Source organism: Alterileibacterium massiliense (genome assembly GCF_900104645.1).
Taxonomy (GTDB): domain Bacteria; phylum Bacillota; class Clostridia; order Peptostreptococcales; family Anaerovoracaceae; genus Alterileibacterium; species Alterileibacterium massiliense.
Genome location: NZ_FNWE01000002.1, coordinates 638,163 through 652,508, shown reverse-complemented (window position 1 = coordinate 652,508; position 14,346 = coordinate 638,163). Strand labels below are relative to the sequence as shown.

At 34.4% G+C, this 14,346-nt stretch carries 12 protein-coding genes, 1 tRNA gene and 1 riboswitch; of the genes, 5 read left to right on the top strand and 8 right to left on the bottom strand.

The features are described 5' to 3' along the window. The first annotated feature begins 8 nt into the window (after positions 1-8). The 3 genes from BQ5371_RS04905 to thiC all read left to right on the top strand — a co-directional run bounded on the left by BQ5371_RS04905 (position 9) and on the right by thiC (position 3,823). Positions 9-1,397 carry a Mur ligase family protein gene (locus tag BQ5371_RS04905; RefSeq protein WP_071132793.1) on the top strand — a complete coding sequence of 463 codons (1,389 nt, stop codon included), beginning with the start codon at positions 9-11 and terminating at the stop codon, positions 1,395-1,397. Then, positions 1,397-2,113 carry a hypothetical protein gene (locus BQ5371_RS04900; protein ID WP_071132792.1) on the top strand — a complete coding sequence of 239 codons (717 nt, stop codon included), beginning with the start codon at positions 1,397-1,399 and terminating at the stop codon, positions 2,111-2,113. The genes BQ5371_RS04905 and BQ5371_RS04900 overlap by 1 nt, the downstream gene beginning before the upstream one ends. Positions 2,114-2,187: 74 nt before the next feature. Beyond that, positions 2,188-2,295: riboswitch (TPP riboswitch) on the top strand. A 214-nt stretch (positions 2,296-2,509) separates the two neighbouring features. Next, the gene (thiC, locus tag BQ5371_RS04895; protein ID WP_071132791.1) at positions 2,510-3,823 is read left to right on the top strand and encodes a phosphomethylpyrimidine synthase ThiC; all 1,314 of its coding nucleotides are present in this window, start codon (positions 2,510-2,512) and stop codon (positions 3,821-3,823) included. A gap of 118 nt (positions 3,824-3,941) precedes the next feature. On the opposite strand, the gene BQ5371_RS04890 is transcribed toward thiC, so the two are convergent. Then, positions 3,942-4,454, bottom strand: a complete 513-nt coding sequence (locus tag BQ5371_RS04890; RefSeq protein ID WP_071132790.1) for a ferritin — start codon at positions 4,452-4,454, stop codon at positions 3,942-3,944. 237 nt (positions 4,455-4,691) lie between these two features. Between BQ5371_RS04890 and BQ5371_RS04885 the strand changes: the two genes are divergently transcribed. After that, positions 4,692-4,766: transfer RNA gene (locus tag BQ5371_RS04885), tRNA-Glu, on the top strand. A gap of 248 nt (positions 4,767-5,014) precedes the next feature. On the opposite strand, the gene BQ5371_RS04880 is transcribed toward BQ5371_RS04885, so the two are convergent. From BQ5371_RS04880 to BQ5371_RS04865, 4 genes are all read right to left on the bottom strand, one after another. Further along, positions 5,015-6,172, bottom strand: coding sequence for a DUF2130 domain-containing protein (locus BQ5371_RS04880; RefSeq protein ID WP_071133132.1), 1,158 nt, complete (start codon positions 6,170-6,172; stop codon positions 5,015-5,017). Between the two features lie 5 nt (positions 6,173-6,177). Beyond that, positions 6,178-6,837: a deoxyribose-phosphate aldolase gene (gene deoC, locus BQ5371_RS04875; RefSeq protein ID WP_071132789.1), complete on the bottom strand. Its 660-nt coding sequence runs from the start codon at positions 6,835-6,837 to the stop codon at positions 6,178-6,180. 2 nt (positions 6,838-6,839) lie between these two features. Then, the gene (locus BQ5371_RS04870; RefSeq protein ID WP_071132788.1) at positions 6,840-7,379 is read right to left on the bottom strand and encodes a metal-dependent hydrolase; all 540 of its coding nucleotides are present in this window, start codon (positions 7,377-7,379) and stop codon (positions 6,840-6,842) included. Between the two features lie 114 nt (positions 7,380-7,493). Then, positions 7,494-7,979 (bottom strand): metallophosphoesterase family protein, encoded by a 486-nt coding sequence (locus BQ5371_RS04865; RefSeq protein ID WP_071132787.1) that lies wholly within the window; start codon positions 7,977-7,979, stop codon positions 7,494-7,496. Positions 7,980-8,329: 350 nt separating this feature from the next. Here BQ5371_RS04865 and BQ5371_RS04860 point away from each other — a divergent pair, with 350 nt between their 5' ends. Then, complete coding sequence (locus BQ5371_RS04860) at positions 8,330-9,373, top strand: helix-turn-helix transcriptional regulator (RefSeq protein WP_071132786.1); 1,044 nt, start codon at positions 8,330-8,332, stop codon at positions 9,371-9,373. A gap of 174 nt (positions 9,374-9,547) precedes the next feature. Here BQ5371_RS04860 and glpK read toward each other — a convergent pair whose 3' ends face one another. From glpK to lepA, 3 genes are read right to left on the bottom strand one after another with little or no spacing between them, the layout of a single operon-like run. After that, the gene (gene glpK, locus BQ5371_RS04855) at positions 9,548-11,056 is read right to left on the bottom strand and encodes a glycerol kinase GlpK (RefSeq protein WP_071132785.1); all 1,509 of its coding nucleotides are present in this window, start codon (positions 11,054-11,056) and stop codon (positions 9,548-9,550) included. A gap of 16 nt (positions 11,057-11,072) precedes the next feature. Next, positions 11,073-12,326 (bottom strand): radical SAM family heme chaperone HemW, encoded by a 1,254-nt coding sequence (gene hemW, locus BQ5371_RS04850; protein ID WP_083377435.1) that lies wholly within the window; start codon positions 12,324-12,326, stop codon positions 11,073-11,075. Continuing rightward, complete coding sequence (lepA, locus tag BQ5371_RS04845; RefSeq protein ID WP_071132783.1) at positions 12,274-14,082, bottom strand: translation elongation factor 4; 1,809 nt, start codon at positions 14,080-14,082, stop codon at positions 12,274-12,276. The genes hemW and lepA overlap by 53 nt, the downstream gene beginning before the upstream one ends. Between the last annotated feature and the right edge of the window lie 264 nt (positions 14,083-14,346).

The window sequence follows — 14,346 nt, the reverse complement described above, 5'->3', positions numbered from 1 at the left end:
GCACTTTAATGAAAAACCTTAGATACTTCTTTGCCTTGTTTTTAGCAAAGTTATCAAAGCCAATTCTAAAGATAACGGGGCATAATGGAACTGATTTCCCTGGAGCATTAGCACTAAAAATATGTCCGAATTTTCTTCAATATATACCAAAACCCAATTTAATTATTGGTGTTACCGGTACAAATGGTAAAACAACCTGTTCTAATCTTTTGCGTGATGCACTTAATAAGTTGGGCAATAATGTGTTAAATAACAGTGAAGGCTCTAATACAGTAACTGGTATTTCTACATCCTTTATAAATAATATATCAATATTTGGACTACTTAAACACGACACCGCTGTGCTGGAGCTCGATGAGCGGTCGGCAAGATTAATATTTCCACATATTAATCTTGATATTCTTTTGGTTACAAATCTTTCTCGTGATTCAATTATGCGAAATGGTCATCCAGAATTCATTTCTTATATTCTTGAGCGATATATGCCAAAAGAAACGAAATTGATATTAAATGCTGATGACCTAATTTCATCAAATTTATCACCTGTCAACCCTCGAATTTATTATGGAATAGATTCTCTTCCGAAAGATAAGACTAAATGTACAAACCTGATAGATGATATGCAAATTTGTCCAATATGTCATTCAAAGCTAACTTATGAATATAATAGGTATAGCAATATAGGTAAGGCTCACTGCACATCTTGTGATTATAAATCTCCAAAATATGATTACACTGGAAGCAATTATGATTTTGATACAAAAACTTTCAAAGTTTCTTATGGTGATGAAAGTCAAAGTTTTAACATGTTGAATGAGGGTGTTTTTAATCTTTATAATGAATTATCTGTTATTACACTTTTACATGAGCTTGGTTATAATTTCCAAAACATAAGCGACGCATTATCAAGTATAGAAATAGTAAAATCCAGACTTGATAAAATTCTTATAGGCAATATATTTTTTCAATCTATGCTTTGTAAAGACAGAAATGCGTACGCTGTTTCAAGAGTTTTGGAGTATATATCACAACAAGATGGTGATAAAGAGATTCTTATCTACTGCAATAATTTTGCAGATGCTAAAAGCTGGTCTGAAAACACATGTTGGTTATATGATTGTGATTTTGAATTGTTGGCGGATGAACGAATAAAAAAAATTGTTGTATGCCATGACAGAAGATATGATTATAAGTTGAGGCTTTTGGATGCAGGAATTGATGAATCTTGTATAGCCTGTGTTGAAAATCCATTAGACGGAGTTGATGAACTGCAATTTTTTGAAGGTGACAATATATATCTTCTTTATGGCACTGATCCATTGACCCCCGCACCTGCTGTAAGGGAAAAAATATTGTCTATATTAAAAGAAAAGGAAAATAATTTGGAGGTGCGTTAATGAAAATAGAATTATTATATCCTGAGCTTAGTACTCTATATGGTGATATTGCAAATATAAAAATTCTATCCAAATGTTCTGATAATTGTGAGATTATTGAGACCAATATCGGAAGCACCCCTAGGTTTATCAAATCAAATGATGTTAACCTTGTCTACAGGGGAACTATGACAGAAAAAGCACAGTTAATCATGCTGAACGAGCTTTTCAAATATAAAAAAGATATTATTGATGCTATTGAAGCGGGACAGCATATGCTTTTAACTGGTAATTCTCTTGAATTATTCGGATCAAAAATCATAGATTCAGAGGGTGAAATAATAAAATGCCTTGATATTTTTCATCACCATGCAAGGCGAGATTTGCTAAAAAGATACAATTCACTTTATGTCGGAGAATTTTGTGACACAAAAATTGTAGGTTATAAAAGTCAATTTACAAAAAGTTACTATGATAATGAATATGAGCCCTTATTTAATACCATTAGAGGTGTAGCATTTAACGATGAAACCAATGCTGAGGGAATTAGATATAAAAACTTTATGTCAACATATTTAATTGGTCCATTGTTAATTCTCAATCCTGATTTTACTATCTGGCTTGCAAATGAAATAGGAATTAAGAATCCAGAATTTCCTAACGAAAAAGTGGCTCGTGAAGCATATGATTTTAGGTTAAATGAATACTTGGATCCCAATACTGGGTTGTCTTATTGATACAACAATGATACACATCATTGACAACTGATTGATTTTGTGCTAGATTGTGCAAATAGATAATTTAATAAAAATGCAAGTGCATGGGGTGCTAAATTTTGCTGAGATAGGATAAATTATATCCTAGACCCACTAACCTGATATGGATAATGCCAGCGTAGGAATTGCCTTGAAATACCGTATATTATGTATTTAAATATTTTGCAAGGTGAGATAATGGCACCTTGCTTTTTTATTGCACTATCTTTAATCTATCTTTTATTTTAAGCGTTTGATTGGGAGCACCACCTTCAATACGCTAAAAAAAATCTATAGCTTTCTCATATAGCTTTATATGGAATCTAAATATTTATGCTAAAAAATGTAAGCTAAAGGACCGTAAGGAGGTACTTATTAATGAAACAAATTTACACAACGCAGATGGACGCTGCTCGCAAGGGAATAGTGACAAAGGAAATGGAGATTGTTGCTTCAAAGGAGCACCTTTCTGCCAGCGAAATTCTTAAACTCGTATCCGAGGGAAAAATTGCAATACCTTGTAACAAATCTCATAAGTGCATAAGTCCAGAGGGTATTGGCAGTATGTTAAGAACCAAGATTAATGTTAATCTAGGCATTTCTCGTGACTGCAAAGATTATGATATTGAAATGCAAAAGGTTATGAAAGCTGTAGACCTTGGAGCAGAAGCAATAATGGACCTTTCAAGTCACGGCGACACAGAGCCTTTTAGAAAAAAGCTAACTAGCGAATGCCCAGCTATGATAGGTACTGTTCCTGTATATGACAGCGTAATACACTATCAGAGAGATTTAGATACGCTGACAGCTCAGGATTTCTTAGATGTAATAAGACTTCATGCAGAAAATGGCGTGGACTTTGTTACGCTTCACTGTGGTTTAACCAGAAAAACAATTGAGCAGATAAAAAAACACAAGCGTAAGATGAACATTGTGAGCAGAGGTGGCTCCTTAGTATTTGCATGGATGAGTATGACAGGTGAAGAAAATCCATTCTATGAATATTATGACGAAATTCTTGACATCTGCGAGGAGCACGATGTTACAATTTCTCTTGGTGATGCTTGCAGGCCGGGCTGCCTTGCGGATGCCTCAGATGTATGCCAAATAGAAGAATTGGTAAGACTTGGAGAACTGACAAAGAGAGCTTGGGATCACAATGTTCAGGTAATGGTAGAGGGGCCTGGTCATGTGCCACTCGATCAAGTTGCAGCAAATATGAAAATACAGCAAGGTATATGTATGGAAGCTCCATTCTATGTCCTTGGACCTATAGTTACTGACATCGCACCTGGTTATGACCATATCACCTCAGCTATAGGCGGAGCTGTTGCCGCTATGAATGGTGCAGCCTTCCTTTGCTATGTAACTCCTGCTGAACATCTGGCACTTCCAAATCTCGAAGATGTAAAAAATGGTATAATTGCATCTAAAATTGCAGCTCATGCTGCTGACATCGCAAAAGGAATACCAAAGGCAAGAGAAATTGATGACAAAATGGCTGATGCAAGAAGAAATCTTGACTGGGATGCTCAATATGCTTGTGCTCTAGACCCTAAGACCGCAAAGAGTATCCGTGATGACAGGTTGCCGGAAGAAGATCATAGCGATACCTGCTCTATGTGCGGTAAGTTCTGTGCAGTTAGGAGCATGAACAAGGCATTAGCAGGAGAACATATAGACATATTATAAAAAATTCAAATTATAAATATGGTATAGAAAAACGATGGCTTTAAACTATGCCATCGTTTATTTTTGACTTTTTAATGATTATATAATGAGTTTAATTTTTTATATTTTAATGAAAACACTAGATTGTCAATGACGGAGCTGTATATACCCTACCGAGCAATTCCTTATTTAGCTCGTAAAGACCTTTTGGATCCTTTCCATATAGCTCATACTTCTTTATCATATCATCTGCATTTTTTTCTTCTTCGCCCTGCTCCTTTACGAACCAGTCAAAGAATTGCATTGTGCGATAATCATCAACTTCAGCAGCAGCCTTATAAATCTTATTGATCAGGCTTGTAACATATTCCTCGTGCTCTAAACTGAATTTTAGTGCATCGCTTGCCTTATTACACTTCTTATCAGGCTTGTCAATTGCGTCAAAAGTTACCCTATAACCATTATTAAAAAGATAAGTCCTCATAAGCATTGCATGGTCAAGCTCCTCATGTGCCTGAATATCATACCAATTAGCAAAGCCATCAAGCCCCTCATCGTGATAGTAATTAGCAAAATCCAGATAGAGATATGCAGAGTAAAGCTCTGCGTTAATCTGTTCATTTATAAGATTAGCAACTTTTTTATCCAACATCATACTCTCCTCTCACTTTAAAATCGAATTATCTAATTTATTATGTCTATATTATATACAATTGTTCTATAAATTGCCATCCTTGTTACTCTACTTATAATTTATATTTGTTTTATTTATTTTAAAATTTTATTTAATCCAGAATGATCGAAAATGTTTCTTGATTTTTCATAAATCCCTTGACTTTTATTGGCTTTTTTTGTAATATAACTATCGCATATTTAATCAGTTTAATATGCCGCATTGGTCAAGAGGTTAAGACGCAGCCCTCTCACGGCTGAATCTCGGGTTCGATTCCCGGATGCGGTACCAAGATATATAACCCTTGTAAGTATTGGATTTTCCAAGGCTTCAAGGGTTTTTTATTTCAAATTTCCTTATGGAATTTTTTGTTTTTATTTTCGCTTTAGGGGATTTTTATTTTAACATTTACTCAAAGGATTTTTTAACTTAAACTTCTGAGATTTTTTAGCTTTTTTAAGCAATCACGAGCTGAAATAGGCAACAAACTATAATATCTTTTAATAACTTTTTCCCTAAAAATATTATTTCATTTTATCTTACTTATCTTTAAGCTCCTCAAATCTCGCCTTCATCGTGGGATTTGATCTCGTCAATTTTTTAATGCTCAATTCTTCAGCTTTGTTATTAGCAAGCCTTAGGTTATTTTCTGAACCAAGCAGATTAGCCTTGGTTTTTTCAAGCATCTTTATCGTCTTATCTATTTCCTCAATCGCCTTATTAAATTTGTCACTTGCGAGCCTGTAATTATAACCGAATTTCTCTTTAAACTCATTTAAATCATTTTCAAAATTTGTTATATCAATATTTTGAGTCTTGAGCAGTTCAAGCTCCCTCTTATAGTCAAGAGCCTTAGCAGAAGCATTTCTTAGAATTGAAATGAGTGGAATAAAAAATTGCGGTCTTATTACATACATCTTCGGATACCTATATGAAACATCTGCAATCCCATCATTGTAAAAATCATTTTCTTCTTCAAGTAGAGAAACCAGAACCGCATATTCGCAATTCTTTTTAATTCTGTCATCATCTAGTTTTTTAAAAAAGTCCTCATTTTTATGTTTTTGAGTAGCTCTCGTCTGCTCCATCTGATTTTTCATCTCAAACATTATCGAAAGAATTTCATTTCCAGCATCGTCAAACTCTTTATAAATATAATCTCCCTTTGTTCCACCTATTACTTCATTATCCTTTTCAAAATATGAATTAGGGAAGGCAGCTGCTCTTATTTTATTAAACTCTATCTCGCAGTGCTGTTCGAGGGTCTCACCTACCATTTTTGTAGACTGCCTTATTTTTAAATCCTTATATCTCTCTACCTCTTCTTCCTTATCCTTTAATCTCCTTTCGTAATCGGATTTCATGGACTGCATTTCATTTTCTGCTTCAATTTCTTTTATTTTGATTTCGCTTTCAAATTTATCGATTTTTGAGCTTAGTGAATTTATTACATCTTCCCTCTTTTTTATTTCATTTAGATTGTCTTCTCTTATCCTGCTGAGCTCCATTTCATTTTTCTTCTCAATATTGGCTTTTGTTAAAGCTATTGCAGACTCCTTTTCCTTATCATACAGTGCGAGCCTTTCATTTATTTCTCTATTAAAAATCTCATCTCTAACCTGCCTAGCTATATCAGCATAGCTATTCTCATCTACTTTAAAAGTGGTTCCGCAATTGGGGCATTTAATTTCATTCATCATGATCACCTCTTGTCATTAGCTTTGCATATTTTAACTATCTTGCTTGTACCAAGCCTAGAAGCTCCTGCTTCCAAAAGCTTTTCAGCGTCCTCTATACTCTTTATCCCACCTGAGGCTTTTATTTTAAGCTCGTCAGAAATATTTTCTTTGATTAATTTTATATCCTCTACCCTTGCCCCGCCTCCAGTAAAACCGGTCGAAGTTTTTATATAGTCAGCACCTGATTTTGAAACAATGTCAGCCATAATCAGCTTTCCTTCATCATTTAGGAGGGAGGTTTCAATTATAACTTTAAGAATATGACCCTCGCTTGCTTTTCTAACCTCTTTTATCTCATCAAGCACATAATCTGTATCCCCTGACTTTAAAGCACCGATATTTATTACCATATCTATCTCATCAGCACCTTCTTCAATCGCTTTTTTAGCTTCATAAACCTTTGTATCTTTTGTCTGATTTCCGTGGGGAAACCCTATTACAGTAGTTATCTTAATTCTATCTGCTACATATTCCTTAGCTTTTCTAACATAGCATGGCGGCAGGCAAATAGATGCGGTATTATAATAAATGCCTTCATCAGCCAGCTCCTTTATATCTTCCCATCTTGCGTCAGGTTTTAGCAAGGTATGATCACATAGGGTAAGTATTTTATGTATATCCATATTTATAAATTAAACATTCCTTTCTCCATTAGAAAATATATTGCAAAAATTATCAAGCCAAAACAAAGTATCATTCTAAAAATAAATTCGCTAATACTTCCTGTCTTAATATTCATAAGATTAAATCTTTTCCTTGATAATGGCCAAATAAGCATGACACCTTTCGGATTTAAGGAGTCAAGAATTATATGTGACAGCATACCAAAAAATAAGCTCATTCCAATAATAGAATTAATATTATTATCTAGATTAAGCGGCAGCAGATTTATAGCTAAGGTAATCAAGATGCTAATCAATCCTGCTCCTACAATTGTATGAGTAAAACCCCTGTGAGAGGTAAATATTCTTAATAAGCTACCGCTAATTCCCGCTACTAAGTTCTTTTCACTTATCTTTGAGCCTTTCTTATCAATATCAGGTAATATTGAGCCTGCTGATGACATAGCTAATACGACAAATGTTTCGTCCAACCTCATATTCATTTTTAAAGATGCTGCCATTGTTATATATCCGGCAGCCAAAATGTGCGTTGATGATTTCATTGCTTTATTTCATATTTTTATTTCGTGGCTTTACTTCATATTTTTACTTAGTTATTATATACTCTTTGTTTTTATTATATTCTTTTGCATATTCTTTTGCTTTATCTTTATGTTTTATGGCATATAAGGAATAATCGAAGCATTAAACTCTTTATCAGCAGTGATAAAAGCTACGCTTCCTTCTGAACCGTCACGAGGTCTGCTTATGCTTCCGGGATTTAGCAAAATTATTTCGTCAATTTCTTTGTACAATGGAACATGAGTATGTCCAAAACATACGCATTTAGCTTCGTAGAGTTTTGCCAATTTGATTAATTCATCGTAATTATCAGGCGATACATTTTCTGTATGACCATGTGTCACAAGAATTAATCCGGCAGGCGTTTTAACCAAATCAATTTCCCCATCCGGCTTTCCATCATTATTCCCTGCTACCGATATGACTTCCTTATTACAGAGTTTAGACATCAATACTGCATCTTTCTTATGATCCCCGCAGTGAATTATCAAATCTATATCAATTCCCTGTCCTAATCTCTCGTACATAGTAACCGCTTTTTGTATCTGCCCATGCGTATCGCTTACAACAAGTATATTCATCTAATTCAACCACCTTTAAAATATATATGGAGTAATATTGATTGGAAAAATTGAAATTTCAGATAATAAAGAGCTTAAAAAATCAAATCTCCGATAGAATCAGCCCCGCCAACCAAAACCATAACTCCTATTGTTATTAAAAAAATCTTTAAATTTTCCATAACCTTACGACTCATTTTACCCATCTCCTCTCAACTAATCAAATCTATTCTTTATTACAGCCCGATATTATCACAAGCTCTATTGGCATTAGTTCAAAATTTTGCACTAAAATGTGTTATAATTAAAAAATATAATGGGATAAATTTATTTTATAGATTAAAATTTTTTTAATTTCAGGAGTGAATAAAGTGGATAAATTGGAAAAGAATTCGGTTCAAAGCAAAGACAGATTATTATTAATATATAAAATTTTAAAAGAAATTGATGAGAATACTGCGATGACAAGAGATGACATCATATTGCTACTTGAAGATAAATACAATATATCTGTCGCAAAAGGTTCTGTTACAGATGATTTGAAAGCTCTTTCTGCTGCGGGCCTAATAATGGCAAAATATCCTAATAAGCAACTTGGTCGTGGTGTCTATGGAAGTTTTGAAAACAACTATTTCAAGGCATGGCAAATAAAAATTTTGATAGATGTAATATCACAGGAGAGCTTCCTTGAATATAGTGACATTAAAAAAATTTCCAGTACTCTAATGAATATGACGAGTAAAAAAGAAAGAGAAATTGCTAGTGCAAACCTCTCTCCGTCAGAAAAGAATTATTCAAAGATAAGTAGTTTTAGAGATAATTTGAGCCTAGTTCTATATTCAATTTATGATAAAAAGAAGATTAGATTTAATTATTCAAAGCTGGACGATTTTAAGAGAATAAAAAAGGATTCAAAGCCTGCAAGATTGATGAGCCCATATAGCATTAAAATTAGTGATAAATTTTTATATCTAATTGGTTATGTTGAAAATTATACAGGTGATTCTAAGCTTAAAACATATAGATTGGACCATATGTATAATATTGATATATTGAAAACCGACAGGATACCGCCATCTAATACCCCATCTGGAGATTTAACGGAGCAAATTAAAAATTTTCATGAAAATAATACCAATAATTTCCACGGCGAAAAGACCGTATTAGTAAAGGTAAGGATAAATAGGAAAAGCGGTGCTGATGCAAATGTATTATATGACAAGATGGGACTTACTAATGTAAATCCGCTTCCTGGAGAAGCTGGAACCTTCACAATAATAAGCCGTGATACAGATGGATTATATTATAATTTGCTCAGCCTCGGTGATACTATAAAAGTTATCGGTGGCTCTCAAGGCGTCCTTGAAAAATATAAAAAGCACCTATTTTCTATGGCATCACAATACGATTTATAAGCAATATGACTAATAAGGCAAGATGACTAATGAAACAATATGACTAATAATATTACTATTTGAAATAATATGGCTTGCGATGATATGGTTTGTGATAATATGGTTTGTAATAATACAGCTTATAATTTGCAATAATTTAGCTCGTAAATTGTGACGAATTATTAAATCATCATTCTATGACTTCTTTGCAAGCCTTATAGTTGCGTCCACCGCATCATGCCAGCCTTTTAATCGTTCGTCCCTATCCTCCATGCTCATATATGGTGAAAAGATTTTATCGATTTCACTATTCTTAATTATCTCTTCCATGCTTTCATAATAACCCGTTGCAAGACCTGCTAAATATGCCGCTCCAAGTGATGTCGATTCCGTCTGTTTATGCCTGATAATATTCATTCTAGATATGTCAGCTTGAAATTGCATAAGAAAATCATTCTCAGATGCTCCTCCATCTACCTTAAGTTCCTCAATAGAAATTCCCAAATCTGCTGACATTGCAGAAATTAAATCTTGATTCTGATATGCAAGGCTCTCTAGGGTTGCCCTTGTAATATGATTTTTTGTAGTTCCCCTTGTAATGCCAAATATTGCTCCTCTTGCATCTGCTTCCCAGTAAGGTGCTCCAAGTCCCGCAAAGGCAGGAACAACATATACTCCGCCACATGAATTAACACTCATTGCCATTTCCTCCGATTCTGGAGAAGCTTTCATAAAATCAAGACCGTCACGAAGCCATTGAACTGCCGCACCGCATACAAAGACAGACCCTTCAAGTGCGTAATATACCTTGTCATTTATACCCCAAGCAATTGTTGTCAAAAGTCCATTCTTAGATATTAGAGGTTTCTCTCCGGTATTAAGAAGAAGAAAATTTCCGGTCCCAAATGTGCTCTTACATTCTCCAATCTTAAAACAGGTTTCTCCAAAAAGTGCGGCCTGCTGATCTCCAGCCATTCCAGCTATTGGAATCTCTCCTCCAAAAATTTCCTTCACACTATTTCCGACAATTCCCGAGCTTGGAACAGGTTTTGGAAGCATTATCCTTGGTATATTTAAAAGCTCAAGGATTTCATCATCCCAGTCTAAAGTGTGAATATTAAACATCATCGTCCTAGCTGCATTTGAATAATCTGTTATGTGAACCTTTCCACCGGTCATCTTCCAAATTAGCCAAGTTTCTACCGTACCAAATAAAAGATCTCCTCTTTCAGCTCTTTGTCTTGCACCTTTGACATTTTCAAGAATCCATTTAAGCTTGGTTGCACTGAAATAAGCATCTATTATCAGTCCGGTTTTTCTTTGAATCATCTCCATATAACCGCCAGAAATTAGCTCATCAGCATATTCTGAAGTTCTCCTGCACTGCCACACAATAGCATTGTAAATAGGTTCACCCGTATTCTTATCCCACACGATAGTCGTTTCACGCTGGTTAGTTATTCCTATCGCCGATATGTTCTTAAAATTTAAATTTGCCCTTAATAGAGCATCACTAGCAACAGCAATCTGCTTAGCCCAGATTTCCATCGCATCTTGCTCAACCCAGCCAGGTTTTGGGAAAATTTGTTCAAATTCAGACTGTGCAACGCTTAAAGGCTTACCTACCTTGTCATAAATTATGCACCTTACGCTTGTTGTTCCCTCGTCTAGTGCCATGATATATTTATTTTCATTATCAATCATATTTTCAACCTCTTAATTATACAAAAATCGACATTATCTTATTGCTTATATCAATCCCTCTCTCTGTTAGTTTCAAGCCCTCATCATTCATCTCTATATATCCTAATGACTCAAATTTTAACAATTCATCCCTTGACTCTTTAAAAATATCTTCAAATTCTTCTCTTGATAGCACACCTATTTCATCATATTTTATGCCATCTATTCTCCTCAGCCCAGTAAAAATAGCCTCGCTCAAATCATCATCATATGTATTTGCATTTTTAACTGAGAATGGCCTTATTCCGCTTTTTATCGCTTCCGAATATTTTTTCATATCCGAGTAATTCTCTACCCTTAAATTTCCAGAAAATTCTTCATTTTTTTCTTCTTTTGAATAAAAATAGGAGCTTGCACCAAGCCCAAATCCTGAAAAAGGGCTCATGTTCCAATATTTTGAATTGTGCCTTGAATGATAATTAATTCCTATATCTGAATTTGCTTTTGAAAAATTTGAAATCTCATATTGCTCATAACCATGCGATTTTAAAATCTCAATTCCGCTATGATAAATTTTTCGATCTATCTCATCAGGAATCTCATCAAGCTCCCCCTTTTCAAACTCCTCAAAGAACTTAGTCCCCTCTTCAAGTTGCAAGCTATAAAATGATATGTGTTCAGGGTCTAGATTGACAGCTTTTTTCAAATCTTCCCTCGCATCATTAATTCCCGTATTTGGTAAAGAGAACATTAGGTCAATGCTTATATTTTTAAAACCTGCTTCCCTTGCATTGTTATATTCACTTATCGCTTTTTCCGCTGTGTGTATTCTGCCTATCCTTTTTAAAACCTTATTATCAAAGCTCTGAATGCCCATAGAAAGGCGGTTAATTCCTGTAGATTTAATTTCTTTGAGCTTGCTCTTATTCAATGTTTCGGGATTTGCTTCCAAGGTAATCTCAATATCTTCATCAAATTTATAATTTGAATAAAGTATATCGAGCACTTTTTCTATCTGCTTCGTTTTGAGTAATGACGGCGTTCCACCTCCAAAATAAATCGTATCAAAAATGCTACCATTTGTGTCATTTTTTCTAATCTTTATTTCCTTTAGAAGATTATTTATGTAAAAATCTATTTCTCCTATATCGTCATCTTTTCTTATCTCTTTTGACAGAAAACCGCAATAGCTACATTTTTTCAAGCAAAAAGGTATATGTATGTAAATCCCTGATTTTTTATTCATCATCGCCAAATTTAAGAACCTCTGTAAAAGCTTCCTGAGGTACATCGACTGTTCCAAACTGACGCATTCTTTTCTTTCCCTCTTTTTGTTTTTCAAGCAATTTTTTCTTTCTTGAAATATCTCCTCCGTAACATTTTGCAATTACATCTTTTCGATATGCTCTAACCGTCTCCCTTGCGATAACCTTATTTCCAATTGCAGCCTGTATTGGCACTTCAAACTGGTGCATTGGAATTAATTTCTTTAACTTAGCACACATATTCCTGCCTTTTGCATATGCACTTTCTTCAGGAACAATCGTACTGAAGGCATCGACCAGCTGTTTATTGAGTAGTATGTCGAGTTTAACGAGTTTGGCTTTCTTATATTTTAAAAATTCATAATCAAGCGAGGCATAACCTTTGGTATTAGATTTTAGCACATCAAAGAAATCGTAAATAACCTCGTTTAAAGGCATTTCGTAGTGAATTTGAACCCTTGTTTCCGTAAGATATTCCATCTTCGTCATAAGCCCACGCCTCTTTTGGCATATCGTCATGACAGAACCGACATATTCCTTCGGAGTCATTATATCTGCAAGAACTATCGGTTCCTCAATACTTTCAATTTCCGCAGGATCAGGTAAATTGGACGGATTTTGAACCATAATTTCCTTGCCATTTTTCATTATCACCTTATATATTACGCTCGGCAGTGTGGTTATTATGTCTAAATCAAATTCCCTTTCAAGTCTTTCAACTATGACATCCATGTGGAGCAATCCCAAGAATCCGCACCTGTATCCAAATCCCAAGGCTGTCGAATTTTCTGGTTCAAAATTAAAAGCAGCATCATTTACCTGAAGCTTTTCAAGAGCTTCTTTAACATTTTCATATTTTTCACCTTCTGCAGGATATATTCCGCAAAATACCATAGAATTAGCTTTTTTATATCCCTTTAAAGGTTGGTCTGCTCTATCTTTTGCAAGTGTTATAGTATCTCCAACTCTTGCATCTCTAACCTGCTTTATGCTTGCACATATATATCCTACCTCTCCTGCCTTGAGTTCTTTAGCCGGTTTCATTTCCGGTATGCAAAAGCCCACTTCTGTGACCTCATATTGCTTCTTTGTATTCATAAGCTCGATGATGTCATTCTTTTTTACCCTTCCGTCAAATATCCTTGTGTATATTACGACACCTTTATAACTATCATATTTGGAATCAAAAATAAGAGCTTTTAACTTCCCATCGGGATTCCCCTTAGGGGCAGGAATCTTATGTATTAAATCCTCTAGCAAGGTATCTATTCCCATTCCTGTCTTTGCAGATATGCAAGAAGCGTCGCTTGCCTCGATCCCTATTATTTCCTCGATTTCATCTTTACATTCCTCAGGTCTTGCACTTTCCAAATCCATCTTGTTGAGCACAGGCATTATCTCTAAGTCCTCATCTAATGCGAGATAAACATTACCAAGTGTTTGTGCTTCTACTCCCTGAGTTGCATCGACAACAAGAACTGCTCCGTCACAGGCTGCTAGGCTTCTTGACACTTCATAATTAAAATCCACATGACCTGGGGTATCGATGAGATTTAATATGTACTCATCTCCATCTTTAGATTTATAGCTTAATCTAGTCGTCTGAAGCTTTATTGTAATACCTCTCTCCCTTTCAATATCCATATTATCAAGATATTGATTGGTCATAATACGGCTTTCCACAAGCCCGCAGGTTTCAATCAGACGGTCTGCAAGAGTTGATTTTCCGTGGTCTATATGGGCGATAATGCTAAAATTTCTAATTTTATCGAGATAATTCATATTTTTATTTCCTTTTAAATCTTGATATTTCTTTTTTTACTTTTTGGTTCTTAATAATTTATGTTTTTACTTATTTTAGTTCTTCATACTTAATATTTTTTTAATGATTTTTATCTTCTTTTAGTTAGTTGATTTGTTTTTGAAGCTTTTCGTCTCATTATAACATAAGGAATATGAGCTAAAAAAGTGTATTAAGCTTGCTTTATTTAATTTGCTATTGTATAATTGCCGTTGCGAATTAATACATTATTTTAAAGAAAGTGG

Excerpts from the sequence above, each read along its gene's own strand:
- BQ5371_RS04880 (WP_071133132.1), bottom strand. The coding sequence starts at position 6,172 with ATGAATGAAATTAAATGCCCCAATTGCGGAACCACTTTTAAAGTAGAT.
- lepA (WP_071132783.1), bottom strand. The coding sequence starts at position 14,082 with ATGAATTATCTCGATAAAATTAGAAATTTTAGCATTATCGCCCATATA.
- hemW (WP_083377435.1), bottom strand. The coding sequence starts at position 12,326 with ATGTACCTCAGGAAGCTTTTACAGAGGTTCTTAAATTTGGCGATGATG.
- BQ5371_RS04865 (WP_071132787.1), bottom strand. The coding sequence starts at position 7,979 with ATGAATATACTTGTTGTAAGCGATACGCATGGGCAGATACAAAAAGCG.
- deoC (WP_071132789.1), bottom strand. The coding sequence starts at position 6,837 with ATGGATATACATAAAATACTTACCCTATGTGATCATACCTTGCTAAAA.
- BQ5371_RS04870 (WP_071132788.1), bottom strand. The coding sequence starts at position 7,379 with ATGAAATCATCAACGCACATTTTGGCTGCCGGATATATAACAATGGCA.
- BQ5371_RS04900 (WP_071132792.1), top strand. The coding sequence starts at position 1,397 with ATGAAAATAGAATTATTATATCCTGAGCTTAGTACTCTATATGGTGAT.
- BQ5371_RS04890 (WP_071132790.1), bottom strand. The coding sequence starts at position 4,454 with ATGTTGGATAAAAAAGTTGCTAATCTTATAAATGAACAGATTAACGCA.
- BQ5371_RS04905 (WP_071132793.1), top strand. The coding sequence starts at position 9 with ATGAAAAACCTTAGATACTTCTTTGCCTTGTTTTTAGCAAAGTTATCA.
- glpK (WP_071132785.1), bottom strand. The coding sequence starts at position 11,056 with ATGATTGATAATGAAAATAAATATATCATGGCACTAGACGAGGGAACA.
- thiC (WP_071132791.1), top strand. The coding sequence starts at position 2,510 with ATGAAACAAATTTACACAACGCAGATGGACGCTGCTCGCAAGGGAATA.